Source organism: Pectobacterium brasiliense (assembly GCF_016950255.1).
Lineage (GTDB): Bacteria > Pseudomonadota > Gammaproteobacteria > Enterobacterales > Enterobacteriaceae > Pectobacterium > Pectobacterium brasiliense.
Window position 1 is genome coordinate 1,725,553 of the sequence record NZ_JACGFN010000001.1, and the last position, 25,979, is coordinate 1,751,531.

Consider the following 25,979-nt stretch of genomic DNA (forward strand, 5'->3'; position numbering starts at 1 on the left):
CGTGGCGCGCCATAGGAAATACTTAGGTTTACGCCAAAAAAAAGCCGACTATCAAGTCGGCTTACCTGTTATTTCGTACCAAATATTTTATCGCCCGCATCACCCAGGCCCGGCATGATGTAACCCTGCTCGTTGAGGCCTTTATCGATGGATGCCGTGTAAAGCTCAACATCTGGATGGGCTTTTTCCAGTGCGGCAATCCCTTCTGGAGCAGCAACCAACACCAGCACCTTAATGCTGTGACAACCCGCTTTTTTCAGCAGATCGATCGTCGCGATCATTGAGCCACCGGTTGCCAGCATAGGGTCAACCACCAGCGCCATGCGCTCTTCGATATTGGAAACCAGCTTCTGGAAATAAGGAACAGGCTCCAGCGTCTCTTCATCACGGTAGATGCCGACAACGCTGATACGCGCGCTAGGGACATTTTCCAGCACGCCTTCCATCATCCCCAACCCTGCACGCAGAATCGGTACGACGGTAATTTTCTTGCCCTTGATCTGATCGACTTCAACCGGACCGCACCAGCCATCAATGGTGACTTTTTCGGTTGCCAGGTCAGCCGTCGCTTCGTAAGTCAGCAAACTTCCCACTTCGGAAGCCAGCTCACGAAAACGCTTCGTGCTAATATCGTTCTCACGCATCAAACCCAGTTTGTGTTTGACGAGTGGGTGTTTCACCTCGACGATCTTCATCATTATCTCCCCATCGGCTAGTGGACGGACAAAAACGCCAAACGCGTTTTTAAACACCGCTTGCGGCGGCCCGCAGGGCGGCGGGCACGAGAGCCCGTCGTAAAAAAAATCGCGGGATTATACCGCCTTTTTTACTTAGCGCCATATGATTAAGCCTGATCCAGATCAACCGAGGAGAGAAATTGTCGCCATTGACGAAAAATAGCCAGCCAATGACTCATCACTCGCAAACGATTGCCTACACTGTTAGAATTAGCGCGCACTATTTTTACCACAGTATGTTTTCTAAATACCGTGTTTTCTGAATACGACCCGTAACCTTCGTGGGGACTCAGCAGTGACCGACAAAACCTCTCTCAGCTATAAAGACGCAGGCGTGGATATCGATGCGGGTAATGCATTGGTAGACCGTATCAAAGGTGTAGTGAAACAGACCCGTCGCCCGGAAGTTATGGGTGGATTGGGTGGTTTCGGTGCCTTGTGCGCCTTACCGCAAAAATACCGCGAACCGATTCTGGTTTCCGGCACTGACGGAGTCGGCACCAAACTGCGCCTGGCGATGGATCTAAAACGCCACGATACGATTGGTATCGATCTGGTTGCAATGTGCGTGAACGACCTGGTCGTTCAGGGCGCTGAACCACTGTTCTTCCTCGACTATTACGCCACGGGCAAGCTGGATGTTGACACCGCTGCCAGTGTGATTACCGGTATCGCGGAAGGCTGTAAGCAATCAGGCTGTGCGCTGGTCGGTGGTGAAACCGCCGAAATGCCGGGGATGTATCACGGTGAAGACTACGACGTTGCCGGCTTCTGCGTCGGTGTCGTAGAAAAATCAGAAATTATTGACGGCAGCAAAGTGCAGAACGGCGATGTTCTGGTTGCCCTCGCTTCTAGCGGCCCGCACTCAAACGGCTATTCGCTGGTGCGCAAAGTGCTCGAAGTCAGCAAGACCGATCCAGAGCAGTTCGAGCTGGAAGGCAAATCACTAGCCGATCACCTGCTGGCTCCGACCAAAATCTACGTGAAATCTATACTGTCCCTGATTGAGAAAGTCGATGTCCACGCCATTTCTCACCTGACCGGCGGCGGCTTCTGGGAAAATATCCCGCGCGTGCTGCCAGAAGGCATGCAGGCGACAATCGACGAATCCAGCTGGCAATGGCCTGCCGTTTTCAACTGGCTGCAACAGGCCGGTAATGTCAGCCGTCACGAAATGTATCGTACTTTCAACTGCGGTGTTGGTATGATCATCGCACTGCCAGCCGAACAGGCAGACGAGGCCGTTGCATTACTCAACAGCAGCGGCGAAAACGCATGGAAAATCGGCGTCATTACTCAAACCGATGCCGGAGACGCAGTGGTTATTAACTGATGAAAAACATCGTTGTGCTGATTTCAGGTCATGGAAGCAACTTACAGGCGTTGATTGACGCCTGTAAGAACGGACGCCTTAAAGGAAAGATCGTCGCCGTATTCAGTAATAATGCGGAGGCTTACGGGCTAGAACGCGCACAGGATGCGGATATTCCTACGTGCGTCCTGAACCCTGAAGACTTTGCCGACCGTGCTGCATTTGATGCCGCACTGGCAAACGAAATTGAGCAATATGAGCCGGCGCTGGTGGTTCTGGCAGGTTACATGCGGATTCTTAGCCCGGAATTTGTTGCCCAGTTTGCCAGCAAAATGCTGAACATTCACCCTTCCCTGCTGCCCAAATATCCTGGCCTGCATACACACCGCAAGGCGCTGGAAAATGGCGATCGGGAACATGGGACATCCGTCCATTTCGTCACTGATGAACTGGATGGCGGCCCACTGATTCTGCAAGCGAAAGTGCCTGTATTCAGTGACGACACGGAAGAAAGCCTGAGCGAGCGCGTGAAGACGCACGAGCATACGATTTATCCGATGGTCATCAACTGGTTCCTGAACGGCAGACTGGTGATGCGTGATAATGAAGCCTGGCTGGACAGCGTGCGTATTCCACCGCAGGGCTACGCTGCCGAGTGATGTTGTCAGCTCATCGCTTCATCATAGAGTAAGGCTCCCCTGCGGAGCCTTACTTTTTACTGCGTCTTCTTATTACGTCTTCTTTTCTACATCCACTCATTAATTATCACCCTTTTCCCTTCCCTCTCCGCGCTTTAAATATTTACTAATCTTTACGGAATAATCACTAAGACTCAGATAAAAAAGAACATTTCCATCAACCGGCATTACACGCACTCTTCATCGGTTGAAAACGGAAATGACAATGATTATCTTTCCCCATCTTAAATTTTGTGAACTCCCTCATGCGCACCGTTTTACTGCTTTGCCTGCTTTTTCTCAGCCCGCTCTTGCAGGCAAAAACCGTCACCGACATTTTAGGCCGACAGGTCACGATCCCAGACAATCCTCAGCGCATCATTCTTGGCGAGAGCCGCATGCTGTATACGCTGGCGTTGCTCCAACCTGATAATCCGGCAAAACATGTCGTCGGCTGGCCGGGAGATATGGCGCGCTACGATGCGCAGAGCTGGTCACGCTATACCGAAAAATTCCCACAGCTGAGCCAGATCCCCCAGTTAGGTAACGGCAGCCTGCAAGCAATGAACGCGGAGATGCTGCTGCCGTTAAAACCCGACCTGGTCATTCTTCCACGGCTGGCAAAAAATGCGGCTAATGAAGACCTCCTGCAACAAACGCTGACCCGTGCGGGGATCCCTTTCATTTATGTCGATCTGCGTGTCGATCTGCTTAACAACACGTTACCCAGTATTCGTCTGCTCGGCGAGGTATTGAACCAATCCCAGCGCGCTGCGGCCTTCAGCAATTTCTATCAGCAGCATATGGACGTGGTTCGCCAACGTATTGCGCGCCATCACGGTAAAAAACCGACAGTCATGTTGCATCTGCATTTGGGAAGACGAGATACCTGCTGCACCACGGCGGTCGGCGGCAGCTTAGGTGATCTGCTGACTTTCGCTGGCGGCGAGAATATTGCCAGCGGCACCATCAATAGCGTCTACGGAGAGCTGAGCCCGGAGCGCGTTCTGGCCGCCAATCCTGACGTCTATATCGCCACCGGCATGGCAGGGCCGGAGGGCAAACGTTTCTCCAGCCTGATGCTCGGACCTCTGGTTAATGCAGAGCAGGCGAAAGAGAGCTTCGACACGCTTATCCGTCAGGAACCTATTTTGTCTCACCTGCGCGCCGTGCAAACGGGCCATGCCTGGAGCATGTGGCACAACTTCTACCTCAGCCCGTACCACGTCGTCATGGTCGAGATGTTTGCCAAGGCGCTCTATCCAGATCGGTTTGCCGATATCGATCCGCAACAAACACTACAACAACTTTATCAGCAGTTTTTACCTATTGAATTTTCAGGGATTTATTGGAGTAAGGTTTCACATGAATAAAAAGACCACGTTACGTCACGGCTGGCCGCTGCTGGCACTGTTGCCGTTTAGCATTCAGGCCGCCATCGTTGATGGCAAAGCAGACACGATGGTGGTAAACGCCACCACGGGCGATCAGGCAGGAAAAGAGGCCGGCTATCAGCCGCATAAAACCGTGACCGGCACCCGTACCGATAGCCGCCTGCTGGATGTCCCGCAGGCCGTCAACGTCGTCCCGACTCAGGTGCTCGACGATCGTGCGGTACGCAACATTGATGAAGCGCTGTATAACGTCAGCGGCATCACCCAGTCCAATACGCTGGGCGGCACACAGGATGCCATCATCAAACGTGGCTTCGGCGATAACCGCGACGGTTCAATCTTTCGTGATGGCGTGCGCTCCATTCAGGCACGTAACTTTACGCCCAGCAGCGAACGCGTCGAAGTGCTGAAAGGTCCGGCTTCCATGCTCTACGGCATGGGCGAACCCGGCGGCGTGATCAATATCATCAGTAAGAAGCCCGAACTGGTACAGAAAACGCACATTGAAGGCTGGGGAAGCAGCTTCAAAGGTGGCGGCGGGCAGCTGGATGTCACCGGCCCGTTAGGTACGTCCGGTCTGGCTTACCGTATGGTGGTCGATCACGATGAAACTGATTACTGGCGCAACTTCGGGCGTAACCGCCAAACGACAGTGGCTCCCTCCCTCATGTGGTACGGCGAAGACACCACCGTGCGCGTAGCCTACGAACATATGGAATACCTGACACCTTTCGATCGCGGCACTCTTATCGATCCGAAGACGGGCAAGCCGGTTAATACGCCACGCGATCGCCGCTTTGATGAAAGCTACAATGCAACACGCGGCGATCAGGACAGCGTCACCATGCAGGTTGACCGTAATCTGAATGACCGCTGGAAAAGCAGCCTCACCTATTCGTATAACCGCAACCGCTACAGCGACAATCAGGCACGCGCCACGAAATACAATGCCAACACGGGAATCCTGACGCGCCAGCCAGACGCGACGGGTTACGCACATAGTCAGGCACAAATCGTCCAGCTCACGCTGAACGGCGATGTGGACTGGGGGCGTATCAATCACCAGTTACTGTTTGGGTTTGATTATGAAGCGGATAGGACATTCCGTGGCGATATGATTCGCGGCACCGCTACGCCAGGGTTCAACATCTATAACCCGGTATACGGCCAGTTGCCTGCCTCTACCGCCGTCAACGCAAAAGACAGCGACCAGCGTGAGAATATCGACAGCAAAGCGCTCTTTATGCAGGATGCTATCCGCCTTAACGACCGCTGGCAATTGTTGGGTGGTCTGCGTTATGACACGTTCGATGTCATGGCGGGTAAAGGGCGTCCTTTCCTCACCAACACAGACAGCTCATACCACCGCGTCGTACCACGTGCAGGCATCATTTACAGCCTGACGTCATACTCATCGCTCTATGCCAGCTACAGCGGGTCATTTAAACCCAACAGCAATATTGCCAATAATATCGGTGCCCTTCCGCCTGAAATCGGCAAGTCTTACGAAATGGGTGCCAAGTTGGATCTGCCTAATCGTATTACCGGTAACGTGGCCTTGTTCGACATTGAAAAACAAAACGTGATGGTCAAGGTCGATGACAATCTTTACCGCACAGCAGGAAAAGTACGCTCACAGGGCGTTGAACTCGATCTGGCGGGCAGTCTAACGGATACCCTGAGCCTGCTTGGTTCTTATGCCTACACCGACGCCCGTGTTACCGCTGATCCAGAAAACACCGGTAAACGCATGCCTAACGCTGCACGCCATACCGCCTCGCTGTTCCTGACGCAGGACTTCGGCAACATTGGTTTGGCGGCTGGTGACGATCTTCGTGCTGGCGCAGGCGCGCGCTACGTCAGCCGTCGCGCGGGTGATGCAGCAAATACCTTCTATCTGGATGATTACACCGTCGCCGATGCCTTTGTTGCCTATAGTCTGCCGCTCAACGGTTACAAGGTGAAATGGCAGCTCAACGTGAAGAACCTGTTCGACCAGACCTATTATCCATCCAGCGGTAACAATCTGCGCGTCGCCATCGGTGAACCGCGTCAGGTGGTACTGCGCGCCAGCGTCGATTTCTGATGCACTTTCGCCCCGCGTCTCACCGATGCGGGGCACCTTGCTGTGCTTCATTCCACATTCAGCGTTCAGTACCAGCCTCTCCACCGCTATACTAGCGTTGGCATACTCATGCCAGCGTGACCTAAGTAACCACGGCTCACGTCCCTTTTATCAATTAAGGATTCACTATGTCCGGTACGAGCAATTCCGTTCGGCTACGACCGCTGGAGCGGGACGATCTCACTTTTGTTCATCAGTTGGATAACAATGCCAGTGTGATGCGTTATTGGTTTGAAGAGCCTTACGAGGCCTTTGTCGAACTCAGCGATCTGTACGACAAGCATATTCATGACCAGAGCGAGCGGCGCTTCATTATTGAACACGAGCAGACCAAAGTCGGTCTGGTTGAGCTGGTGGAGATTAACCATATCCACCGCCGCGCGGAATTTCAGATCATTATCGATCCCGCGTATCAAGGCCGCGGCTACGCCAGCACGGCAGCCAAGCTGGCGATGGATTACGGTTTCTCGGTATTGAACCTCTATAAGCTGTATTTAATTGTGGATAAGGAAAACCAGAAGGCGATCCACATCTACAGTAAGCTGGGGTTTGAGGTCGAAGGCGAACTGATCCACGAGTTTTTCATCAACGGTGAATACCGCAACACGATCCGCATGTGTATTTTCCAGCATCAATATCTGGCGAAACACAAAACCGTGACGGGAACCGGCGGCGAAGCACCGGGAAGTTCTATCAGTCAGTGAGGTAAAAAGGCCAGCTCGCTGGCCTAAAGCGATTTACATCCTCTTTTCGCACGTCTCTTAAGCTCGTTTTATGTAGGCTTGGAGACAATTTCGTGCGCAATGATACCGGCATTTTCATGCTACTTCATAGCACGCGCCCGACGCAGGGCGCTTGTATCTTTCTCACGTAGTGATTAGCTATCACTACATGAAACAGAGTGAGCTTCCGCAGGGCGCTAAGGTTATCAACCTTGTGATTGAGTTTAAGCCCTCTGTTTCACCTTTCACGCCAGCATTAACATTGAACGGTTACCTAGAGCACTGACTCTGAATGTACAAGCGGAACGGGCGTGACGGCTTCAGTGAAAGGGGGACATTATGTATTACGTCGGCATTGATATCAGTAAACGTTTTATCGATGTGTGCTTATTGGTTGATGGCATTAAAGGTAAACGGAAGACGAAAGCGTTACCCAATGACCCCAACTCAGCACACGCTTTGGCTCAATGGTTAATCCTGCAAAAATGTGACCCGAGTCAGGCTCATATCATCATGGAAGCCACTGAGGTTTATCACGAACACCTCGCTGATGGCCTTCACCAGTCGGACATTCTTGTCTCCGTGATAAACCCTCATCGGGTGCGTGAATTCGCCAAAGGAATGGGGATATTGACGAAGACGGATAAAGTGGATGCCTATGTTCTGGCGTGCTATGGCTGCCTGAAACAACCAGAAAACTGGCTCCCGCCTCCGCAAGAAATAAGGAAACTCAAAGCCTTGTTACAGCACAGGGATAGTCTGCTGAATGATAAACAACGCATAGAAAATCGACTGAGCGCGTTAAAATCTACCACGGCCCCGGAAGAAATCCTGACCTCGCTGGAGTCGATTGAGCGAAATTTGAAGGATGAGCTGGCAAGGATTGAACGCCTGATAGCGGAGCATATAGATAAGCATCTCAGGCTAAAAAACGACCTGAAACTGCTGAAATCGATTGATGGAGTGGGAGAGCAAATCGGGTGGAATATGTTAGCCATCATCCGGGGCAATAACTTCAGGAGCGCGGAACAGGTGGCGGCATACCTGGGCGTTATTCCGGTTGAACGTCGTTCTGGCACGTCAGTGTGTGGCAGGGCCAGACTGTCGAAAATAGGGCCGCCGGGTATCCGGGCAAAACTGTATATGGGAGCCATAGCGGCTATCAGTTGGAACAGTCATGTGCGAGGCCTCTATGAAAGACTGCGGCTAAAAGGAAAAGCGAAGATGGTGGCGATAGGAGCGGCAATGAGGAAACTGGTCCATCTGTGTTATGGTGTGCTGCATACGCAGCAGCCCTATGATAAAAATCATGGGGCGGTAGCTGGTTAGAGGACTTGACTAACAACACGGTTACTCAATCGCCGCCGCCCTGCGAACCCAGGCTTTCCAGCTAAATTATGCCGCTGCGCGGTGCCATCGGTGTTCATGACCGCTAATCGAGCCGTCAGTGACGCGTTCCCGACGCGGCACTGACTTTCGCGACGTCCTGTCGCTCACTCGACGTTCATGCCCACCGCTGCATAATTTTTTACGCCGGATGATGAGCAAAATCATCACGCTATTGTGTTTATTGCCTGAAGCTAGCTCAGTAAATACATTTTTATCCCGCGAACTGCCGGAACAGTGCTTTACCGCGTAAGAGTCGTAGCCCCAGCCAGCCGCCGCAGAGCGACAGCAGGAACGCCGCGATTAACGGCAGTGCTATCCACATCCCGATATTCGGTTCCCAGGCAAAGTTAAAGACCTTACGCTGCAACAGCCACAGGGCCGACTCTGCGCCAATCGCCGCCGCCGTTCCCGCAACCAGGCCCAGCACCGCGAATTCACACCACAGCGTGGTACGCAGCAGGCGTAGCCCAGCTCCCAGCGTTCGATACACCATCAGTTCCTGACGTCGCTGACGCATCCCGACCTGAATCTGAGCCAGCAACAGCAGCACGCCACAGAACAGTACCAGAATGACCATAATCTCCAGCGCGCGACTCACCTGCTGCAAGACCTGCCCAACCTGACGCAGAATACTGCCGATATCCAGCACGCTCACCGTCGGGAACTGGCGATTCAGTTGCGTAATCATCTTCTCGTCGCCATCGTAGCGGAAGCTGGTCAGCCAGGACTGCGGCTGGTTATCCAATGCCCCCACGGGGAAAATAAAGAAGAAATTCGGACGCAGGCTTTCCCAATCCACCTGACGGAAGCTGGTCACCGTGGCGCTAAACGGCTGCGTGTCGCCGGTAAAGGTCAGCGTATCACCAATTTTGATCCCCATCTCTTTGGCTTCTTTCTCTTCCATTGAGACTTCGCCCGTCTTCGGCGCTTCGCCCTCTACCAGCACATTGTGTTGCGGGATCCCGTTCATCCAGGTCAGATTCAGCTCACGGTTCACTGTGTTACCACCCGGATCGTCCTCGTGGATCACTTCCGTCGCGACCTGCTGATTAATCTCCGTCAAGCGCGCACGAATAATGGGGAAGAACTGCTCCGGCATCACCTCATGCTGAGAAAGGAAATCCCTTATCTGTGGCACCTGATCTGCCGTGATATTCAGCAGGAAATAGTTCGGGCTACCCGGCGGCAACTGCTGCTGCCAGCGTTCCAGCAAATCACCGCGCATCACCAGCAATAGCGCCAATAGCATGAAGGACAGCGAAAACGCGGCCAGTTGACTGAGCGTCGACCACGGCTGACGCAGCAGGCGATTAATCGCCAGACGCAACGCCAGTCGTTTAACCGTCAAACGCCGTAGCAGCAGCAGACCGCCCCAGCCAATCACACCCAAAAGTAGCGACAGCACCGCCACGCCACCAAGCAACGACCACAACAGCACACCGCCACCGGACAACACGGCTAGCAGCCCGACGACAATAATCAGGACGATCGGCAGGTAATAGCGCAGCTGCCACACGTTCGCCACCACATCCTGACGCAACACGCGCAGCGGCTGTGTCGCCAGCAGTAGTCGATAAGGACGCAGCCCAACCAGCAGTGAGATCAGCACCAGCGATCCCAGCGCCCATATCCACGGCCACAGACCGGAGGCAGGCAGTGTCGCAGGCAGAACCGGCGCCAGCATTTTCATCAGCAGAGCCTCAAATCCCAGACCAAGCACGCTACCGCAAACCGCCGCCAGACCAAGCACGGAAAGCCACTGCCCGATGATTAATCGCCTCAGCGCCTGTTTGCCTGCCCCCAGCGTTTTCAGAATGGCGACCAAATCATAGCGGCTGCGGCAGTAGTGCCCCATCGCCACCGCGACCGCGGCAATAGACAGCAGCAGCGTCAGCAGCGCCGACAGCAACAGGAACTGCTGCGACCGCTTTAACGACTGGCTCAGCGCCCCTTCAGAATCCTCCATGCCATACCAGCGCTGATCAGGCTTGAGCTGTGGCTTGATGAAGTTGCTGAACTCACTAATTTGCTTCTCATTGCCAGAAAACATGTAGCGCCAGGTAATGCGGCCCCCCGGCTGAATCGCCCCCGTTTTCTCGACATCGTCCAGATTCATCAGAATACGCGGCGCGGTCTCAAACGGATTGAAGCCGGAATCCGGTTCCTGAATCAGTTCACCGCTGATGCGCAGCGAGGTATCGCCAACATCCAGCATGTCACCGACTTTCAGATCAAGTAAGGCCAACAGTCGTGGAGCCACCAGCACCGTTCCCGCTTCCGCATGTAGCCCTTCAGGACGAGTCTGCAAATTGCCGTACAGCGGATAACGTTGGTCCGTCGCTTTAACCTGTACCAGCTGCGGCATATCGCCCGCAAACGTCATGGTCATAAAGGAAATCTGCCGGCTGAGCGTCAGCCCGCGCTGCTGCGCCTCCTGAAGCCAGGAGTCCGCGACAGGCCGCGACGCACGCAGCACGCGGTCGCCTGCCAAAAAATCACGGCTCTGCTGACTGAGCCCTTTCTCCATGCGGTCGCTGATCGTACCTAGGGCAAGCACGCAGGCCACCGCCAGCGTTAGCGCTAACCAGACAATCAATAAGGAAGGAGAGCGCCATTCGCGCCAGAACCACCGCCAGATCATGCGTCCTCCCGCAGCTTGCCGTCGACTAACCGCAGACGTCGCTCGCAGCGTGCCGCCAGTTGTTCATCGTGTGTCACCAGAATCAGCGTGGTGGCATAATCACGATTGAGGGAAAACAGCAGATCAACGATGCGTTCACCGGTTTTACGATCCAGATTCCCGGTCGGTTCATCGGCAAACAAGACGTTAGGACGACCGCTGAACGCGCGCGCCAGCGCCACACGCTGCTGCTCACCGCCGGAAAGCTGAGCGGGAAGATGATGTAAGCGCTCACCCAGCCCAAGCTGTTGTAACAGTTGCTCAGCCTGACCACGGCTGTGGCTGTCGCTTTCACCGCGCAGCAACGCGGGTAACTGTACGTTCTCCAACGCATTCAGCGTCGGCACCAGCATGAAAGACTGAAAGACAAAACCAACATGCTGAGCACGCAGCGCCGCACGGCCTTCTTCATCCAATGCGTTGAGTGATTTGCCCATCAGGCTCACGTCGCCTTCTGTGCCATCATCCAGCCCGGCCAAAATCCCCAGTAAGGTCGATTTCCCCGAACCAGATTCCCCAATCAGGGCAATTGTCTGCGCAGGTTTGACAATAAGCTCAACTCCGGTAAGGATGGAAAGCCGATTTTCTCCCTGACCAACGTGCTTACTAAGATGATGAACTTCAAGAATGTTTTCTACGTGCGCAGTTTCGCTTGGCGTAGCACTCGCTGGGCTGGTCTTCGCAAACATGTTTTCGTCCTTTTGCTTCTGGGATTATGCAGCGTACGCGCTTTCGCCGCTGACACATTATTAATTCTGGGCGATAGCCTCAGTGCGGGCTACCAGATGCCAGCCGCTAACGCGTGGCCAACGCTATTGAACACGCAGTGGCAGACACAGAAAAAAGGCGTCACGGTGGTTAACGCCAGTATTAGCGGTGACACCACCGCACAAGGGCTGGCGCGACTTCCTGCCCTGTTGAAACAGCATCAGCCACGTTGGGTGTTGATTGAACTGGGCGGCAATGATGGGCTCCGGGGATTTCCGGCAGCCAATATCGAGCAGGATCTGACGAAAATCATCACGCTGGTCAAACAGGCTAACGTCCAGCCGCTGCTCATGCAGATCCGTTTGCCGACCAACTATGGCCGTCGCTACACCGAGTCATTCAGCAATATCTACCCCAAATTGGCGGAGCAGTTTGCGCTTCCTCTGCTGCCTTTCTTTATGGAGCAGGTGTATCTTAAACCGGAGTGGATGATGGAAGATGGCATCCATCCAACCCGGGATGCCCAACCGTTTATCGCAGAATGGATGGCGAAGCAGCTGGAACCCTTAGTTAACCATGAGTCTTAATAAATAGGCTTTTGAATTAGGTAAAGTTATGCAAAAAACGGTCTTCATTACCGGTTGCTCCAGCGGCATTGGCCTGATTGCCGCTCAGGATCTGCAAAAACGTGGCTATCGCGTGATTGCAGCCTGCCGCCGTACAGAGGATGTCGCTCGTCTGACCGCGCTAGGCCTGGAAGCGATTACGCTCGATCTGGATGACAGCGCCAGCGTGGAACAAGCCGCGGCAGAGGTGATCAGGCTGACCGATAACCGCCTGTACGGTTTGTTTAATAACGCCGGATACGGCCTGTATGGTTCGTTGAATACCATTTCGCGCCAGCAGCTTGAACGGCAGTTTTCCAGCAACCTGTTCGGCACGCATCAGCTCACGCAGCTGTTATTACCTGCGATGCTGCCGCACGGTGAAGGCCGCATCATCCAGACCAGTTCCGTGCTGGGACTGGTATCAACGCCGGGTCGCGGTGCGTATGCCGCCAGCAAATATGCGCTGGAAGCCTGGTCAGATGCGCTGCGTATGGAATTACACGGCTGCGGCCTGCACGTCAGCCTGATCGAGCCCGGCCCGATCAGTACGCGCTTTACCAGCAATGTCGCACAGACGCAGACGGACAAACCGGTGACCAACCCCGGCATCGCCAAGCGCTTCACGCTGCCGCCGGAAGCGATATTACCGAAGCTCCATCATGCGCTGGAAAGCTCACGGCCTAAATTACGCTATCCCGTGACGCTGGTGGCTCACGCCTTAACCTGGCTGCGTCGTTTGCTACCGGGGTGTCTTCTGGATAAGGTATTACGAGGATAAGGTCGCAGAGGGTGATGTATTACACGCTCACTTCTGCACAAGGCTTGTAAGTGACACCGACAGGCCCCATCTAAGAGTCAAATGAATTCAAGAAGTAAGAGAGACTACTCATGTTAGAACAACAAGCGACTATCGTTGACGTCAATGAATCCAACCTGCATCAGGTGTTGGAACAATCCACGACACTGCCAGTCCTGTTTTACTTCTGGTCGGGGCGTAGCCAGCACTGCCTGGAGCTGGAACCGGTGTTGGACAAGCTGGCGCAGGAATACGCCGGGCAGTTTGTTCTGGCGAAGGTTGACTGTGATGCAGAACAGCGCGTAGCCGCCCAGTTTGGCCTGCGCTCAATCCCAACCGTGTATCTGTTTAAAGACGGGCAACCGCTGGACGGTTTTCAGGGGCCACAGCCGGAAGAGGCCATTCGTGAGTTGCTGAAACGCGCACTGCCGAAAGAAGAAGAGCTGAAAGTCGCACAGGCGCAGCAGCTGATTCAGGAAGACAAACTGCCGGAAGCAATGCAATTGCTGAAAGACGCCTGGCAACTCAGCCAGCAGCGCAGCGACATCGGTCTGATGCTGGCAGAGGTACAGATTCAGATCAACCGCAGTGAAGATGCGGAAGCCGTGTTGGCCACCATTCCTTTACAAGACAGGGATACCCGTTATCACAGCCTTGTTGCCCAGATTGAATTACTGAAACAAGCGGCAGATACGCCAGAAATTCAGCATCTACAGCAGCAGTTGGATGCCGATCCGCAAAATGCGGAGCTGGCGGTACAGCTGGCGCTGCAACTGCATCAGGTTGGACGCAACGAAGAAGCGCTCGAACTGCTAATGGGCTTCCTGAAGAAAGATCTGGCCGTCGCTAACGGCAGCGCACGTAAAACGCTAATGGACATCATGGCCGCCCTCGGCACCGGCGACGCCCTCGCCGCCCGCTACCGTAGGCAGCTTTATTCGCTGCTGTATTAATTCTCTTGTGAAGAAGGCCAGAACGTTGATTCTGGCCTTTTTATTTGCAGGCGAATAGTTTTATGCTGAATTGCTGTGATAGTTTCGGACATGCTAACCCGGCGTAAAAATTGCGCTGAGGTGATCGTTACCGCCGAGTGAGCGGCATGGATGCCGCGAAAGCCGGTGCCGCGTAGGGAACGCGTCACCGGCGGCTCGACAAGCGGAAACGAGCGCCGAAGGCACCGCACAGCGGCGCAATTCACGCCAAAAAGCCTGGGGTCACGGGGCGAGCGGCGCTTGAGCCGTCCCGTGTCGGGCGCGTGCTACGAGGTAGCATGAAAATAACGGTATCATCGCGCACGAAACTAGCCCCGAAAGCCGAATAGAAGTGTAGCTAAGAGGCAGGTTAAGGGTAAGATCCTCGGAAATTCCCCGCTGACTACAGCGTCTTCAGCACCGTGATCCAACCGTGTCCGCCGTAGACGGACCAGCCGTTTAGCCAGCGGCGCAGCATGTTCATCGCCAGCATCGCAACGACTTCCTGATGCGTTTTCAGGCTGTAGCGCTGTACGTTGAACTGTATCGTTTGGGCGAAAGATCCTTCCGGCGTATGCATCGCCAATGACAGCTCCGCATCATTCCGGTTACCCACAACCAGCGCTAACGACGCCCCCTGACGCTCCGCCAGATGACGTGCATAGTCCGCTAGCCCAGACAGGTTGGTATCATCAACATTTGCCAACAGTTCTCCACCCGCCAGCGGCGTATTTGCCGACTGGAGCTGCCAGTTGAGCAATCCTGCCGTGAAATGTTCACTCACTGCCAGCGTCATATCACGTTCGGCCAGACGCCGTGCCAGCTGTGCCGGTAACCCCTCGGTTCCTTCGAAGATGGTATTTTCCCCTGCCACGGTGCGCACCGTTTCCCACAGTTGCTCCATGTTTTCCTGCTGTGCAGCAGGGCCGGTTAGCTTGAGCTCGATAATCGGCATAGAAGAGCGGTAGCCCAGCACCACGCCCGGCGGTAACGCCATGCCGTCCAACTGGCTTGCCAGATCGCTCTCGGATCGGCCAAAGGTGGTCAGGCGCAGGCACAGCGGGGCATCAGCGACAGCAAAACGCTCACGCAGGCGCGGCATAATTTGCTGATCGACCATAACCTTAAACTCAGACGGCACGCCCGGCGTAAAAAACATCAGGCACTTGTTCAATTGCAGCGCAAAACCACAGGCGGTACCCACCGGGTTATCTACCATTTCCGCGCTGGCGGGGATTTGCGCCTGTTTGCGGTTGCTCGGTGCCATCACTCTACCGCGCTCGGCAAAGAACGCCTCCATACGCGCCAGCCATTCCGCGTGCTCAACCAGCCCTTCTCCTGCTGCGGTAGCCGCTGCCAACGCGCTGAGATCGTCGCTGGTCGGCCCTAAGCCGCCGTTCACAATCAGGATATCGGCTACCTGGCTACGCTGCGTTATTGCCGTCACCAGCGCATCGAGATCGTCCCCCACCGTCATCCGGCTGGTCATCGGTAATCCCTGCTGAAACAGATAATCCGCCAGCCAGGCCGCATTGGTATCAATAATCTGACCATGCAGCACTTCATCGCCGGTACATAACATCTCGACCCTAAGCATTTTTTTTTATTCCTCGTGACGATCCTGAAACCACTTTAAAAAGTCGGATGAACAAACACAATATTTCTTTCAGCCCGCCCCAAAATAGGCCACCGCCGCCGAGCCTCACTCCAGTGTAAAAATAAAATTACACCCCTCGTAACGGCGTTTTGACAGAAATCACTGAATACTCTACCCTGCTGCCAAAAATATCTGGATAGCCACGCTATTTATAGAGGAATAGGTGAAAAATCGTACTCTTGGCAGCATTTTTATCGTTGCAGGCACCACTATCGGAGCTGGAATGTTGGCGATGCCGCTAGCAACCGCCGGCGTCGGGTTTGGTACTACATTGATGATATTAATCGGTTTGTGGGCACTGATGTGTTACAGCGCCTTATTGCTGGTTGAAGTGTATCAGCATCAGCCCTCGCACACTGGGCTAGGCACGTTGGCAAAAATCTACCTCGGCCGCTGGGGACAGTGGATCACCGGTTTCAGTATGCTATTTCTGATGTATGCGCTCACGGCTGCGTATATCAGCGGCGCAGGCGAGCTGCTCGCTAGCAGCATTAGCCAGTGGAGTGGCTACTCACTTCCATTGTCCGCAGGCATTCTGCTCTTTACGCTGGTTGCTGGTGGCGTCGTTTGTATCGGTACCTCCTCCGTCGATTTATTTAACCGTATCCTGTTTAGCGGCAAAGTGCTGATGCTCGTCATCATGCTGGCTGTCATGGTGCCGCATATTCAGCGCGTCAATCTCTTAACGCTGCCACTGCAACAGGGTCTGACGCTCTCGGCATTGCCCGTTATCCTGACGTCGTTCGGCTTTCACGGCAGTATCCCCAGTATCGTGCACTACATGGGTGGCGACAGCCGTAAGCTGCGCCGAATATTCCTTATCGGTAGCGTGATACCGCTGATTGCCTATATTTTCTGGCAGCTCGTGATGCTGGGCAGCCTCAGTTCTTCAACATTCAACGCTATTTTGGCCGATCAGGCGGGATTGAATGGGTTGATGCAGGCTATTCGCACGCTGGTTGCCTCACCGCACGTTGAACTGGCCGTCCACCTGTTTGCCGATCTGGCACTGGCGACCTCTTTCCTCGGCGTGGCACTTGGATTATTCGATTATTTAGCCGATCTGTTTAAACGTAAAAATAGCATCATCGGGCGTGCGCAAACGGGCTTGCTGACCTTTATTCCCCCGCTGGTGTTTGCTCTCTTTTATCCGCAAGGTTTTGTGATGGCGCTAGGCTATGCGGCGATTGCGCTGACCGTGCTGGCACTGCTTATTCCCGTACTGCTGAGCTGGCAGGTACGCAAACAGCGTCCTGAAATACGTGCAACGCGCGGTGGCTCGCCGGTCCTGGCGCTGGTCTTCACCAGCGGCGTAGCGATTATCCTGATCCAACTGGCGATGGTGGCAGGCTGGCTACCGTCAATCAGCTAATCTTTTTCAGCGACGCCTAGGCATAAAAAAAGAGCGTGAACTCAACATTCACGCTCTTTTTTCTTTCGAACCACGATACCCTAAATAATTCGAGTTGCAGGCAGGCGGCGACGCAGTGAATCCCCAGGAGCTTACACAAGTAAGTGACTGGGGTGAGCGAGGAAAGCCAACACACCTGCGGCTTGAAGTATGACGGGTATATTAGAAGCTCAGACCAACGCCAATATAGGCAGAATCCGCCAGTCTGTTATCCGGGCCGTTCTCACGCGCCATATTGATGTAGCGGTAACCGACATCAACGCTCAGCGGTGCAAAGACCTGCCAGCGTACGCCTGCTTTTGCTTCCACATAGTGGTCGATATGGCTGGAGAAGGCATCCGGTGAATAGTAACCTTCGCCATACAGCGAGAACTGACGGCTCAGCGGCCACTGCACGCCACCGCCCAGTGCGACGCCATAGCCATCATTGCCGTGATCCTGATTCAGGTACAGCGCTTTACCACCCAGCGTCAGTTTGAGTGGACCAACAGGAATGGTGTATCCCAGGCCGAAGCCGTATACATCATTGTTGTTGTCGCCGTGGGCATAGCTCACATTGCCCGCAAGCCCAGGGATGCCCAGACCGAAGCCCGCATTGGCACCAACGTAATCGCGACCTGCTTCCCCGGAAAGGCTAATGGCATGTACAGAAGCACTTGCAAGTAACAAGCTTCCCGCACAGGCAATCACAAACTTTTTCATTTTCAATATCCTTAAAAACCGTCGTTAAACGCGCGTGTAAAGGTGTTATCGTTGCCGATTCTACCCGAAACGCCCCCTCACTCCAGCATGAAATTGCCCAGAGCTGCGATTTATTCTTTTAATAATCATGAAAGTTTTCCTTCAGTGCTGCTGACAATAGCAGCAATAAGCGCCGCCTATTTGCGCAAAAAAGACAAAGTGAATAATAGTAATCATCATGGATGACGATAAAAAAGCAGAAGGAAACGATGATGAGAGAAGGAAAATTAGCCACAGAAAAGCGCGCGACAACGATGGATACTCCTCAGGCGGTGGGTTCCGACAGGCACAGCCCGATGCGGTTTCAGGACATGTGGTTTCTGGAGAAGCTGGCGCTGTTTGATCGTGAAACCAGCGCCAATAATCAGACCAATCATCCGCGAAAAGTGGCGACATCCGGCACCAGCGCACCGGACAACTAACCTACGACCGAGCTGCGCGGCCTGTTGTGTTGGGCGAATGGTGCATGGCATTGGCCCAGCTTTTCACCTGCTGGCGAGAAAGCTTAATCCCACCATTTTTCAGTTCAACGGGCAGCGCATAATACGCGACCGGACGCTGAAATCCGGCAAGCTGTGGCTGTAGCCAATCGCGTATTGCATCAAGCGTCGTGGCTTGTGCCACCTCCAATACCGCAACAGGACGGTGGCCGAACTCCGCATCGTCAACAGGCACAATGCAGGCCTGTTGAACATCAGGATGCGCCAACAATACGGCTTCGATATTCTCGGGCTGAATCCCTTCCCCACCGCTGAAGAATTGGTTATCCAGACGTCCCAGAATGTGCCATTCATCCTCGGAAAATCGCCCGCGATCCCGTGTATGGAACCAGCCGTCATCATCGACCAGTGGAATCAGTTTCCCATCGCGCCAATAGCCTGCGGCAAGCGTGCTGCCACGCAGCAGAATTTCATCCTCCGCCAGCCGAATCTCTCGCCCGTGCAGCGGCATGCCGACGCCCGAACGCCCGTCAGCACGTTTCGCGCAGACCGTGGACGCCAGTTCCGTCAGGCCATAGCCACACCAACAGCTAACGCCTCGCGCTTCCGCCTGTTGCGTCAGCGCCTGCGGAATCATCGCGCCACCGAGCAATACGGCTTTCAGTGCCGAAGGGAATGTCCCCTCTGACAACAGCCGCCACAGTTGCGTTGGTACCAAAGAAGCATGGGTGCAATCGCGCAATGCACTATCCAGAGGCTGATGTGTGCGGACAACGAGCGTTGCCCCAGTCGCAAGCCAGCGCCAGACGATGCCCTGCCCGGAAACGTGAAAGAGCGGAAGTGACAACAGCCAGCTGTCGCTGGAGGAGAATGCCATCATCTGCACCACACTTTCCGCGCTGGAGAGATGGGCAGCAAATGAATGCACCGCTGCTTTTGGCATCCCGCTGGAGCCAGATGTCAGCGTCAGCGTCGCCAGCCGATCGGCCTGCCAGCGTAATCGATCTATGCAGTGAATTTCTTCGGTATTGTCTGATGACAAAGAAAGCGTGCGTATCGCATTCGGCCACGGTTTATCATTCAGGCACAGACCATACGCCACATTCAGCGTAGGCAGCAGCGCCTCAGTTAGTGCATCAGGTAACTGTGGATTCAGCGGCAGAACGCGCACGCCGCACTGTAACAGCGCCAAATAGCTGAACAGCATCTGGACACTATTTTTCCCGCGTAGCACGACCGTACTGTCGGCCATCACACCCTGCTGTGTGAAATGCGCTGCCAGACGATCTACCCGCAGAGCAAGCGACTGCCAGCTCCAGCGGGTTTCGTCGTCAATCAAGGCGACAGACTCATTCAACGAAACAGGTTCATTCAACGAAACAGGCTGGGGCGTCTGGTTAGCCCAGTGTCGCCAAGGCCAGTCAGTCAGGATTGCCATACCACGTCCAGTTGCTCAGCAGCCAGCAGCGGTAGCGCACTCTCCGGCCAGCATTGAATCACCTGCGCCTGCATCAGATCCAATGTGTCCAGCCCAGGGATCGTATCCGGCGTCAGCCAGTGCGCCAAACGTGCCAGCTGCGTTAACCCCAGACTGGATTCAATACTGGAGCTGATCACCGCCGTTAATCCAGCCTGATGCGTTTCCTGCACCAGTTGCTGGCAGCGAGCAAGGCTACCGACCAGCGTAGGCTTGATCACAATCGCGCTCACACCCGGCTCGGCTTCCACCCGAAAATCCGCCTCGCGCACGCTTTCGTCCCAGGCAATGCTAATGCCCGTTTCCCGCGCAAACTCACGAGATTCCTCACGGGTTTTGCAAGGCTCTTCGAGAAACGCAATGCGCGAACGCAATGACGGCGCGACGTAGCGGGCAAAACCGTCCGCTTTGGCACGCGTCCAACTGCGGTTGGCATCCAGACGGAGTTTCAGATCCGGCAGGGCTTCCAGCAGTACGTTAACGATCATGCCATCACGCACCGCTTCATACAGCCCGACTTTGATCTTCGCCACTTTCTCGCCCGGCATCGCCTGTAGCATGTCAAACAGCTCGTCAGGATCGCCGCTGCACAATGGCGCTTTGCGATAGTCCGCCGCCTGCGGCAGTCGCTGATCCAGCTCGGCCTGCGCACAGCTCAAGCCAAAGGCAACAGAAGGCGGAAGATCGTCAGAAAATGCTGCCCCTGCCGCCCACGATTTTAGCTGTTCAAGCGTGGCTGATTCCGCCTCTGCCAGCGTTTCCACGCTGAATTCCGGCAGCGGCGCAATCTCGCCCCAGCCTAATCGCTCGCCGTCTTGCAAGCGAACGATAAGCCCATCGCGGGTTTTCAGACGCTGATTGCGCAGCACCACCCCGGCTTCCATCGGCACGCTGTAACGATAGAGAGTGACCTGACGCATTACGGATTCCGTTTGAATTTGCTGAAGTCAGGCTGGCGTTTTTCGTTGAACGCGTTACGGCCTTCCTGCCCTTCGTCCGTCATGTAGAACAGCATGGTGGCGTTACCCGCCAGTTCCTGCAAGCCAGCCTGACCGTCGCAGTCTGCATTCAGTGCTGCTTTCAGGCAACGCAGCGCCATCGGGCTGTTTTGCAGCATTTCACGGCACCAGCGCACCGTCTCTTTTTCCAGCTCGGCCAACGGAACCACGGTGTTAACCAGCCCCATATCCAGCGCTTGCGCCGCATCGTACTGGCGGCACAGGAACCAGATTTCACGCGCTTTCTTCTGGCCCACGATGCGTGCCATGTAAGACGCGCCCCAGCCGCCGTCGAAAGAACCGACACGTGGACCCGTTTGACCGAAGATGGCGTTCTCTGCCGCAATCGTCAGATCACACATCATGTGCAGAACGTGTCCGCCACCGATGGAATAGCCTGCTACCATCGCGACAACCGGCTTCGGACAGGTACGGATCTGGCGCTGGAAATCCAACACGTTCAGGTGATGCACACCGCTGTCATCCTGATAACCGCCGTAGTCGCCGCGTACTTTCTGATCGCCGCCGGAGCAGAATGCCTTATCGCCAGCGCCGGTCAGAATGATCGTCCCGATGCCGTCGTCGTGACGGGCATTATCGAGCGCCTGAATCATCTCTTTTACCGTTTGCGGACGGAATGCGTTGCGAACCTGAGGACGGTTAATCGTGATTTTGGCAATGCCATCGATGGATTTATGGTAGAGAATATCGGCGAAGTCGCCGCTGCAATCGTGCCATTCAATCGGTGCGTAAAGCAGGTCTTCACTCGGATAAAGCATAGTTATCAATCCTTAACGTGATGCAAAAGAAAAGAGCGAACCCGCTCGGCATAGGCCGTTGGATTCGCCTGATGAGCATTATGACCCGCCTGAGCCACGCTCAGTAACGGCAGGCCGTATTGCGCCGCCAGCGTTTGAAACTTCACGTCGCTGGCACCGCATAAGTAAACAAAAGGTATCGACAGGTGCCGGAGGCGTTCCGCCAAAAAGGGCTGTCGCCCCAGCGAGGTCGCTTCAAGCATTGCCGCAACGGACGCACCGTGATTCGCGCTGCGGCGCGCGATCAGCTGTTCACGCTGCGCTGAATCCAGATCGGCAAACACCGCCTGCTGATACCAATCCTGCAAGACCGCTGGTAGCGGCTCCTGACGAAAGCGCTGCGCCCAGCGTGCATCGTGCTGGATACGCTCCGTACGCAGCTCCGGCGTTGCCAGACCGGGATGACCGCCTTCGACCAGCAGCCCCAGCATGCCGTCATGCTGTCCGTTGCAGGCGTGATACATCGCGATACGCCCACCGAGCGAATAGCCTAGCAGCCAGTAGTTCTCAATGCCTTGATCCAACAGCGTCTTGCTTAACTGGCGGCTGATATCAGCAAAATCTGTTGTGGAAATCGTTCGCGATGCACCGTGTCCGGGTAAATCCACCAGCAGCACCGGCCAGTCGCGGCAAAACGGCAGAACGGGCAGCCAGTCTTCGCCACTGCCTAATAAACCATGCAGGCACACCAGCCACGGTTGCCCAGAAGCCACCGCGCCATGCGTCACCTTCCGGCAGCTTAGCCCTTGAAACTCTAGTGCGCCCACGTCGCCACCTGCGCGACCAGTTCATTAAGCGTTGCTGCGCCGTCCTTCGGTTCAACTACCACTTCCAGCAGCCTGACGCCGCCCTGAGTCCAGCAATCCGCCACCGTATTCGCCAACTGTTCCCAGCTCTCGGCACGCACGTAATTCAGGCCAAACATCGCGGCCGCGTGCCCGAACTCCACATCTTGTGGCATGCAGTAAAATGCTTCGCGCTGTGCAACTGGCGTCGGCAACAGGGAAAATATCTGGCCGCCGTTATTGTTCACCACAATCAGCACCAGCGGCGCGGGAGACTGACGCAGCAGCGCCAGCGCATTCAAATCGTATAACGCGGAAAGATCGCCGACGATGCCCAGCGTGGCTTTTGACGTGGAACGCTGTACACCGGCCAGCGTAGAGATCAGGCCATCGATGCCGCTGGCACCGCGGTTACCGTACACCGGGTATCCCTGCGGGAGTTGCGCCAACGCATCGATCAGGCGTACCACAAGGCTGTTGCCGACAAACAGCTGTCCGTCCGGCGGCAGCAGCGTCGGTATGCGCTGCGCCAGTTGCGCTTCACCAAAACGGGAAGCCAGATGCGCGTCGATCTGCCGCTGCGTTTTGTCGGCAATATCCGCCAACACATCCGCCCACGGCGCTTGTTTATGTGCCGGATGCGCAGACAACCATTCTCCCACGTCCGCCACCAGACGACGCCCGCGATGGTGAGCCGGATCCAACCGTCCCGGCAAATCGTCAATTAACCAGAATTCTTGCGGCTGGCACTGTTCCTGCCATTGCAGCAGGCGCTTACCGGTCAGGCTGCCGCCGAACTGCAAGACAATTTCCGCCTGCCGCAGACGAGCCGCCGCGTCAGGATGCGCCAGCCAAATATCCGCACAGGGTAACGGCTGCCCGCTTTGCGACAGGACGTCACCAATCAACGGCCAACCCAGTTCGTTCGCCCACTCAGCGAGTCGCGCGCCTTGTTCTGGCGTCACGCGACCGGCGAGGATAACGCCCCGCTTCTGTCGCCACTGCGGCCAGTCCGGCTGCACCGCTAGCGTACTCTGGCGCATTTCACGCAGCCAGGGCTCACGGCTGTTCCACCAGTCACCCAGCGTCATTAACCAGTCCTGATACGCCGTGCCGTCATCGGCACCGTACAGCGGTTCAGCAAAGGGGCAGTTAATGTGCAACGCGCCGTGCGTCAGTCGCGCCATTGCACTATCCACAGAGGAAACCAGCCAACTAGCCGGAATGTCGGGCGTGGGGCGCGGTAAATCCAGCGCCAGCGTGGGGTGTGAAGCATACAGTGCATGTTGGCGAATCGCCTGATTTGCACCGCAGTCAATCAGTTCCGGCGGGCGGTCGGCTGTCAACACCACGAGCCGTTCGCCGGTCAGCCCAGCTTCGATGATGGCGGGATAAAGGTTCGCCGCGGCGGTGCCTGACGTCACGATAATCGCAACCGGTTCACGCGAGGCTTTTGCCAGCCCCAGCGCCAGATGCCCAAGCCCCCGCTCATCGAAATGCGTGTGGCAAATCAGCGCGTGATTGTCCGCCGCAGACAGCGTCAGCGGGGTGGAACGAGAACCAGGCGCGATGCAGACATGCCGGACACCGTGGCGGGTCAGCGATTCCAGCAGTAATGTAGCCCAGCGGCGATTAAATACACTTGTTGACATGTTGTACTCAACAACTCAGGTTGCAGGTTATTCCCGCCATCTTCCCGTGTACTGGCCGTAGGCTCACAGAAAATGATGGATATAGGCAAAATACGAATGATCGAACTGTTGTCGGCCTGGTTGCCCTTCAGCAAACATCGAGATCAGCCTTATTATATTTTTTTTTATCACGCTGACTTTGATATAAACCAGTACCTCGCACAACAACCATAAAACAAAACTATGACATATCACCGTCTAACAGGGATCTTAGCCCTGCTGCTTTGTTTTCTAACTCCTGCCATTCTTGTTCTGGATCAGAACCCGCCACAATTCCGGCTCCGGCATAAAGCGTTAAAACATGATCCCGCACTTCGGCCGAACGTAGTGCCACGCTGAATTCAGACTGCTGACGCGAAAGGTAACCTGCGGAACCCGCATACCAGCCGCGTTCAAACGGTTCATGTTCAGCAATAAAACGGCGAGCCTCTTTCCTCGGCAGACCCGCGACGGCAGCCGTGGGCTGTAACGCATTCAGGCTCGCGCTATCGGATGCGGTGCGCAGCGTGGCGTGGATGGTACGGCGCAGATGCTGTACTTTACGCAGGCGTACAATTTCCGGCGGCATCACATCCAACGACAGCGCGGACTGCTGTAATCGCTGACAAATATCATCCACCACCAGCATGTTCTCGCACTGATTTTTGGTGTCATTCATCAGCCAATCGGCCAGTTCCGTGGCTTTGCGCGCATCGCGATCGCTTGCCACCGTCCCCGCCAGCGCTTCCGTTTCCAGTTCGCTACCCCGACGACGATAAAGCCGCTCCGGGCTGGAACCGAGAAACGCATGACGCGCATCGTGCGCCAGCATGAAATGGAAACAGTGGTGATTTGCCGCTCGGCTGGCGGCCATAAAGGTGGTGGCCTGTAGCGGCTGCGTCAACGTTAGTGTGGTTGCCCGCGCCAGAACCACTTTTTCCATCAGCCCGGCATTGATGTCATGCAGCGCTCGCTGGAGCAAATCGATCCATCCCTGACGCTCCGGCTGATGCCCGACGGACTGCACTTCCGCATGCAAAAGAGGCTGCGGAGCGGGCGGCAGAAGCAGGTTAATAAACGCCGAGGCTTCAATGGCATCCTGCTGCAATGACGTGTCACTGAACAGGTTAATACTCAGGCTGAGCGTATCATCCTGACGCCGCAGTTCCGCACGGGGCAAAAACAGGTAGCCGGGTGAAGAAGCACCGTCCTCTTTCGTTTGATTAAACGCGTTCAACCCCCAGATGCGAACATCGGGATCGCACTGCTGCTGAACAAGGAATGCCTCAGCATCCTGAATGTGGCGAAACCCGCACACGTTGCCGCACACGGCGGCTTCTTCACGATCCTGACGATGCTGCCAATAGAACTGGGGGTACACTGGCTGAGTCGCCAGCCACGGCAATAGCTCAGACGCGTCGCTGAGGGTCAACGAACGCGTTATTTGTCTGAAACCTGCGCGTTCAGGCTGTGGCTCGCGCAAATCCTGCTGCAGATGCCGCAGCAAGTCGGAAAGTTGTTTCACCGTTACCCCGGAGACCTAACACAAAGTAGGGGATTATACGGGAAAAAAACACGTCGTGGGTGAGAGGTTACGCAAGACCATAACGGTGAGCACGGACTAAAATCGCACCAAACGGCAAAACGGGTCGCGCGCATCGCTCTAAAATCCTATTCCATCATCATTATTGCTTCAATTGACCGATTCTTTTGCCGATTATCTAATCGGCATTTTTTTGCCCGCTACACTGCTCCACCGCCCCCTTCTTCCCTCGCACCAAAACCGTACACCACGATTCTTTCCATTCAGACCGCTAACTATGGTAAAAATAGGCCTTTGTTACGTCGACCGGATAGCCTCAT

At 55.1% G+C, this 25,979-nt stretch carries 22 protein-coding genes; 11 read left to right on the top strand and 11 right to left on the bottom strand.

All coding sequences use genetic code 11. The annotated features are described in order from the left end of the window. Positions 1-68: 68 nt before the first annotated feature. Entirely contained in the window at positions 69-695 is a 627-nt protein-coding gene (gene upp, locus H4F65_RS07670) for a uracil phosphoribosyltransferase (protein ID WP_010286492.1), read from the bottom strand. A 337-nt stretch (positions 696-1,032) separates the two neighbouring features. Between upp and purM the strand changes: the two genes are divergently transcribed. The 6 genes from purM (at position 1,033) to H4F65_RS07700 (ending at position 8,296) form a co-directional block, all read left to right on the top strand. After that, positions 1,033-2,070 (top strand): phosphoribosylformylglycinamidine cyclo-ligase, encoded by a 1,038-nt coding sequence (gene purM / locus H4F65_RS07675; RefSeq protein ID WP_010286490.1) that lies wholly within the window; start codon positions 1,033-1,035, stop codon positions 2,068-2,070. Then, entirely contained in the window at positions 2,070-2,708 is a 639-nt protein-coding gene (gene purN / locus H4F65_RS07680; RefSeq protein ID WP_010286487.1) for a phosphoribosylglycinamide formyltransferase, read from the top strand. The genes purM and purN overlap by 1 nt, the downstream gene beginning before the upstream one ends. Positions 2,709-2,992: 284 nt before the next feature. Continuing rightward, the gene (locus H4F65_RS07685; RefSeq protein WP_039319273.1) at positions 2,993-4,099 is read left to right on the top strand and encodes an ABC transporter substrate-binding protein; all 1,107 of its coding nucleotides are present in this window, start codon (positions 2,993-2,995) and stop codon (positions 4,097-4,099) included. Beyond that, positions 4,092-6,206, top strand: coding sequence for a TonB-dependent siderophore receptor (locus tag H4F65_RS07690; RefSeq protein ID WP_010284159.1), 2,115 nt, complete (start codon positions 4,092-4,094; stop codon positions 6,204-6,206). Before H4F65_RS07685 ends, H4F65_RS07690 begins: the two co-directional genes overlap by 8 nt. A gap of 167 nt (positions 6,207-6,373) precedes the next feature. Further along, positions 6,374-6,949, top strand: a complete 576-nt coding sequence (gene speG / locus H4F65_RS07695) for a spermidine N1-acetyltransferase (RefSeq protein ID WP_010284156.1) — start codon at positions 6,374-6,376, stop codon at positions 6,947-6,949. 357 nt (positions 6,950-7,306) lie between these two features. Beyond that, positions 7,307-8,296 carry an IS110 family RNA-guided transposase gene (locus H4F65_RS07700; RefSeq protein WP_010284153.1) on the top strand — a complete coding sequence of 330 codons (990 nt, stop codon included), beginning with the start codon at positions 7,307-7,309 and terminating at the stop codon, positions 8,294-8,296. A 271-nt stretch (positions 8,297-8,567) separates the two neighbouring features. Here the strand turns inward: H4F65_RS07700 and ybbP are convergent, their stop codons facing one another. Both ybbP and ybbA read right to left on the bottom strand, forming a co-directional pair. After that, positions 8,568-10,997, bottom strand: coding sequence for a putative ABC transporter permease subunit YbbP (ybbP, locus tag H4F65_RS07705; RefSeq protein WP_010284148.1), 2,430 nt, complete (start codon positions 10,995-10,997; stop codon positions 8,568-8,570). Next, positions 10,994-11,725: a putative ABC transporter ATP-binding protein YbbA gene (gene ybbA / locus H4F65_RS07710; RefSeq protein WP_010284146.1), complete on the bottom strand. Its 732-nt coding sequence runs from the start codon at positions 11,723-11,725 to the stop codon at positions 10,994-10,996. Before ybbA ends, ybbP begins: the two co-directional genes overlap by 4 nt. Here ybbA and tesA point away from each other — a divergent pair. The 3 genes from tesA to H4F65_RS07725 all read left to right on the top strand — a co-directional run bounded on the left by tesA (position 11,648) and on the right by H4F65_RS07725 (position 14,101). After that, entirely contained in the window at positions 11,648-12,331 is a 684-nt protein-coding gene (tesA, locus tag H4F65_RS07715) for a multifunctional acyl-CoA thioesterase I/protease I/lysophospholipase L1 (RefSeq protein ID WP_072014198.1), read from the top strand. The two genes, ybbA and tesA, sit on opposite strands and share 78 nt — an antisense overlap. A gap of 28 nt (positions 12,332-12,359) precedes the next feature. Further along, entirely contained in the window at positions 12,360-13,130 is a 771-nt protein-coding gene (locus H4F65_RS07720; RefSeq protein WP_010284136.1) for an SDR family oxidoreductase, read from the top strand. Between the two features lie 110 nt (positions 13,131-13,240). Further along, on the top strand, positions 13,241-14,101 hold the full coding sequence (locus H4F65_RS07725; RefSeq protein WP_010284135.1) for a co-chaperone YbbN: 861 nt from the start codon (positions 13,241-13,243) through the stop codon (positions 14,099-14,101). Between the two features lie 421 nt (positions 14,102-14,522). Here the strand turns inward: H4F65_RS07725 and H4F65_RS07730 are convergent, their stop codons facing one another. Next, positions 14,523-15,716: a nicotinamide mononucleotide deamidase-related protein YfaY gene (locus tag H4F65_RS07730; RefSeq protein ID WP_010284134.1), complete on the bottom strand. Its 1,194-nt coding sequence runs from the start codon at positions 15,714-15,716 to the stop codon at positions 14,523-14,525. Positions 15,717-15,939: 223 nt separating this feature from the next. On the opposite strand from H4F65_RS07730, the gene tyrP reads away from it, so the two are divergent. Next, positions 15,940-17,148: a tyrosine transporter TyrP gene (gene tyrP / locus H4F65_RS07735; RefSeq protein ID WP_010284133.1), complete on the top strand. Its 1,209-nt coding sequence runs from the start codon at positions 15,940-15,942 to the stop codon at positions 17,146-17,148. Between the two features lie 201 nt (positions 17,149-17,349). On the opposite strand, the gene H4F65_RS07740 is transcribed toward tyrP, so the two are convergent. Continuing rightward, positions 17,350-17,889 carry a YfaZ family outer membrane protein gene (locus tag H4F65_RS07740; RefSeq protein ID WP_010284132.1) on the bottom strand — a complete coding sequence of 180 codons (540 nt, stop codon included), beginning with the start codon at positions 17,887-17,889 and terminating at the stop codon, positions 17,350-17,352. 251 nt (positions 17,890-18,140) lie between these two features. Between H4F65_RS07740 and H4F65_RS07745 the strand changes: the two genes are divergently transcribed. Next, a complete protein-coding gene (locus H4F65_RS07745) occupies positions 18,141-18,350 on the top strand; it encodes a catalase (RefSeq protein WP_010284122.1) in 210 nt (69 codons plus the stop codon). A 1-nt stretch (position 18,351) separates the two neighbouring features. On the opposite strand, the gene menE is transcribed toward H4F65_RS07745, so the two are convergent. From menE to menF, 6 genes are all read right to left on the bottom strand, one after another. Then, entirely contained in the window at positions 18,352-19,806 is a 1,455-nt protein-coding gene (gene menE, locus H4F65_RS07750; protein WP_010284119.1) for an o-succinylbenzoate--CoA ligase, read from the bottom strand. Continuing rightward, on the bottom strand, positions 19,794-20,765 hold the full coding sequence (gene menC, locus H4F65_RS07755; protein ID WP_010284117.1) for an o-succinylbenzoate synthase: 972 nt from the start codon (positions 20,763-20,765) through the stop codon (positions 19,794-19,796). Before menC ends, menE begins: the two co-directional genes overlap by 13 nt. Further along, positions 20,765-21,622 carry a 1,4-dihydroxy-2-naphthoyl-CoA synthase gene (gene menB, locus H4F65_RS07760; RefSeq protein WP_010284115.1) on the bottom strand — a complete coding sequence of 286 codons (858 nt, stop codon included), beginning with the start codon at positions 21,620-21,622 and terminating at the stop codon, positions 20,765-20,767. Before menB ends, menC begins: the two co-directional genes overlap by 1 nt. A 5-nt stretch (positions 21,623-21,627) precedes the next feature. Further along, complete coding sequence (menH, locus tag H4F65_RS07765) at positions 21,628-22,428, bottom strand: 2-succinyl-6-hydroxy-2,4-cyclohexadiene-1-carboxylate synthase (protein ID WP_039319278.1); 801 nt, start codon at positions 22,426-22,428, stop codon at positions 21,628-21,630. After that, complete coding sequence (gene menD, locus H4F65_RS07770) at positions 22,416-24,098, bottom strand: 2-succinyl-5-enolpyruvyl-6-hydroxy-3-cyclohexene-1-carboxylic-acid synthase (RefSeq protein WP_010284111.1); 1,683 nt, start codon at positions 24,096-24,098, stop codon at positions 22,416-22,418. Before menD ends, menH begins: the two co-directional genes overlap by 13 nt. A gap of 220 nt (positions 24,099-24,318) precedes the next feature. Further along, positions 24,319-25,641: an isochorismate synthase MenF gene (gene menF / locus H4F65_RS07775; RefSeq protein WP_010284109.1), complete on the bottom strand. Its 1,323-nt coding sequence runs from the start codon at positions 25,639-25,641 to the stop codon at positions 24,319-24,321. Between the last annotated feature and the right edge of the window lie 338 nt (positions 25,642-25,979).

What these genes read in the sequence shown, in the direction of transcription:
- menB (WP_010284115.1), bottom strand. Translation starts at nt 21,622, where the DNA reads ATGCTTTATCCGAGTGAAGACCTGCTTTACGCACCGATTGAATGGCAC.
- ybbA (WP_010284146.1), bottom strand. Translation starts at nt 11,725, where the DNA reads ATGTTTGCGAAGACCAGCCCAGCGAGTGCTACGCCAAGCGAAACTGCG.
- H4F65_RS07730 (WP_010284134.1), bottom strand. Translation starts at nt 15,716, where the DNA reads ATGCTTAGGGTCGAGATGTTATGTACCGGCGATGAAGTGCTGCATGGT.
- H4F65_RS07690 (WP_010284159.1), top strand. Translation starts at nt 4,092, where the DNA reads ATGAATAAAAAGACCACGTTACGTCACGGCTGGCCGCTGCTGGCACTG.
- menC (WP_010284117.1), bottom strand. Translation starts at nt 20,765, where the DNA reads ATGCGTCAGGTCACTCTCTATCGTTACAGCGTGCCGATGGAAGCCGGG.
- H4F65_RS07725 (WP_010284135.1), top strand. Translation starts at nt 13,241, where the DNA reads ATGTTAGAACAACAAGCGACTATCGTTGACGTCAATGAATCCAACCTG.
- speG (WP_010284156.1), top strand. Translation starts at nt 6,374, where the DNA reads ATGTCCGGTACGAGCAATTCCGTTCGGCTACGACCGCTGGAGCGGGAC.
- tesA (WP_072014198.1), top strand. Translation starts at nt 11,648, where the DNA reads ATGATGAACTTCAAGAATGTTTTCTACGTGCGCAGTTTCGCTTGGCGT.
- H4F65_RS07720 (WP_010284136.1), top strand. Translation starts at nt 12,360, where the DNA reads ATGCAAAAAACGGTCTTCATTACCGGTTGCTCCAGCGGCATTGGCCTG.
- H4F65_RS07740 (WP_010284132.1), bottom strand. Translation starts at nt 17,889, where the DNA reads ATGAAAAAGTTTGTGATTGCCTGTGCGGGAAGCTTGTTACTTGCAAGT.
- menE (WP_010284119.1), bottom strand. Translation starts at nt 19,806, where the DNA reads ATGGCAATCCTGACTGACTGGCCTTGGCGACACTGGGCTAACCAGACG.
- H4F65_RS07685 (WP_039319273.1), top strand. Translation starts at nt 2,993, where the DNA reads ATGCGCACCGTTTTACTGCTTTGCCTGCTTTTTCTCAGCCCGCTCTTG.
- H4F65_RS07745 (WP_010284122.1), top strand. Translation starts at nt 18,141, where the DNA reads ATGAGAGAAGGAAAATTAGCCACAGAAAAGCGCGCGACAACGATGGAT.
- upp (WP_010286492.1), bottom strand. Translation starts at nt 695, where the DNA reads ATGAAGATCGTCGAGGTGAAACACCCACTCGTCAAACACAAACTGGGT.
- menD (WP_010284111.1), bottom strand. Translation starts at nt 24,098, where the DNA reads ATGTCAACAAGTGTATTTAATCGCCGCTGGGCTACATTACTGCTGGAA.
- H4F65_RS07700 (WP_010284153.1), top strand. Translation starts at nt 7,307, where the DNA reads ATGTATTACGTCGGCATTGATATCAGTAAACGTTTTATCGATGTGTGC.
- ybbP (WP_010284148.1), bottom strand. Translation starts at nt 10,997, where the DNA reads ATGATCTGGCGGTGGTTCTGGCGCGAATGGCGCTCTCCTTCCTTATTG.
- purN (WP_010286487.1), top strand. Translation starts at nt 2,070, where the DNA reads ATGAAAAACATCGTTGTGCTGATTTCAGGTCATGGAAGCAACTTACAG.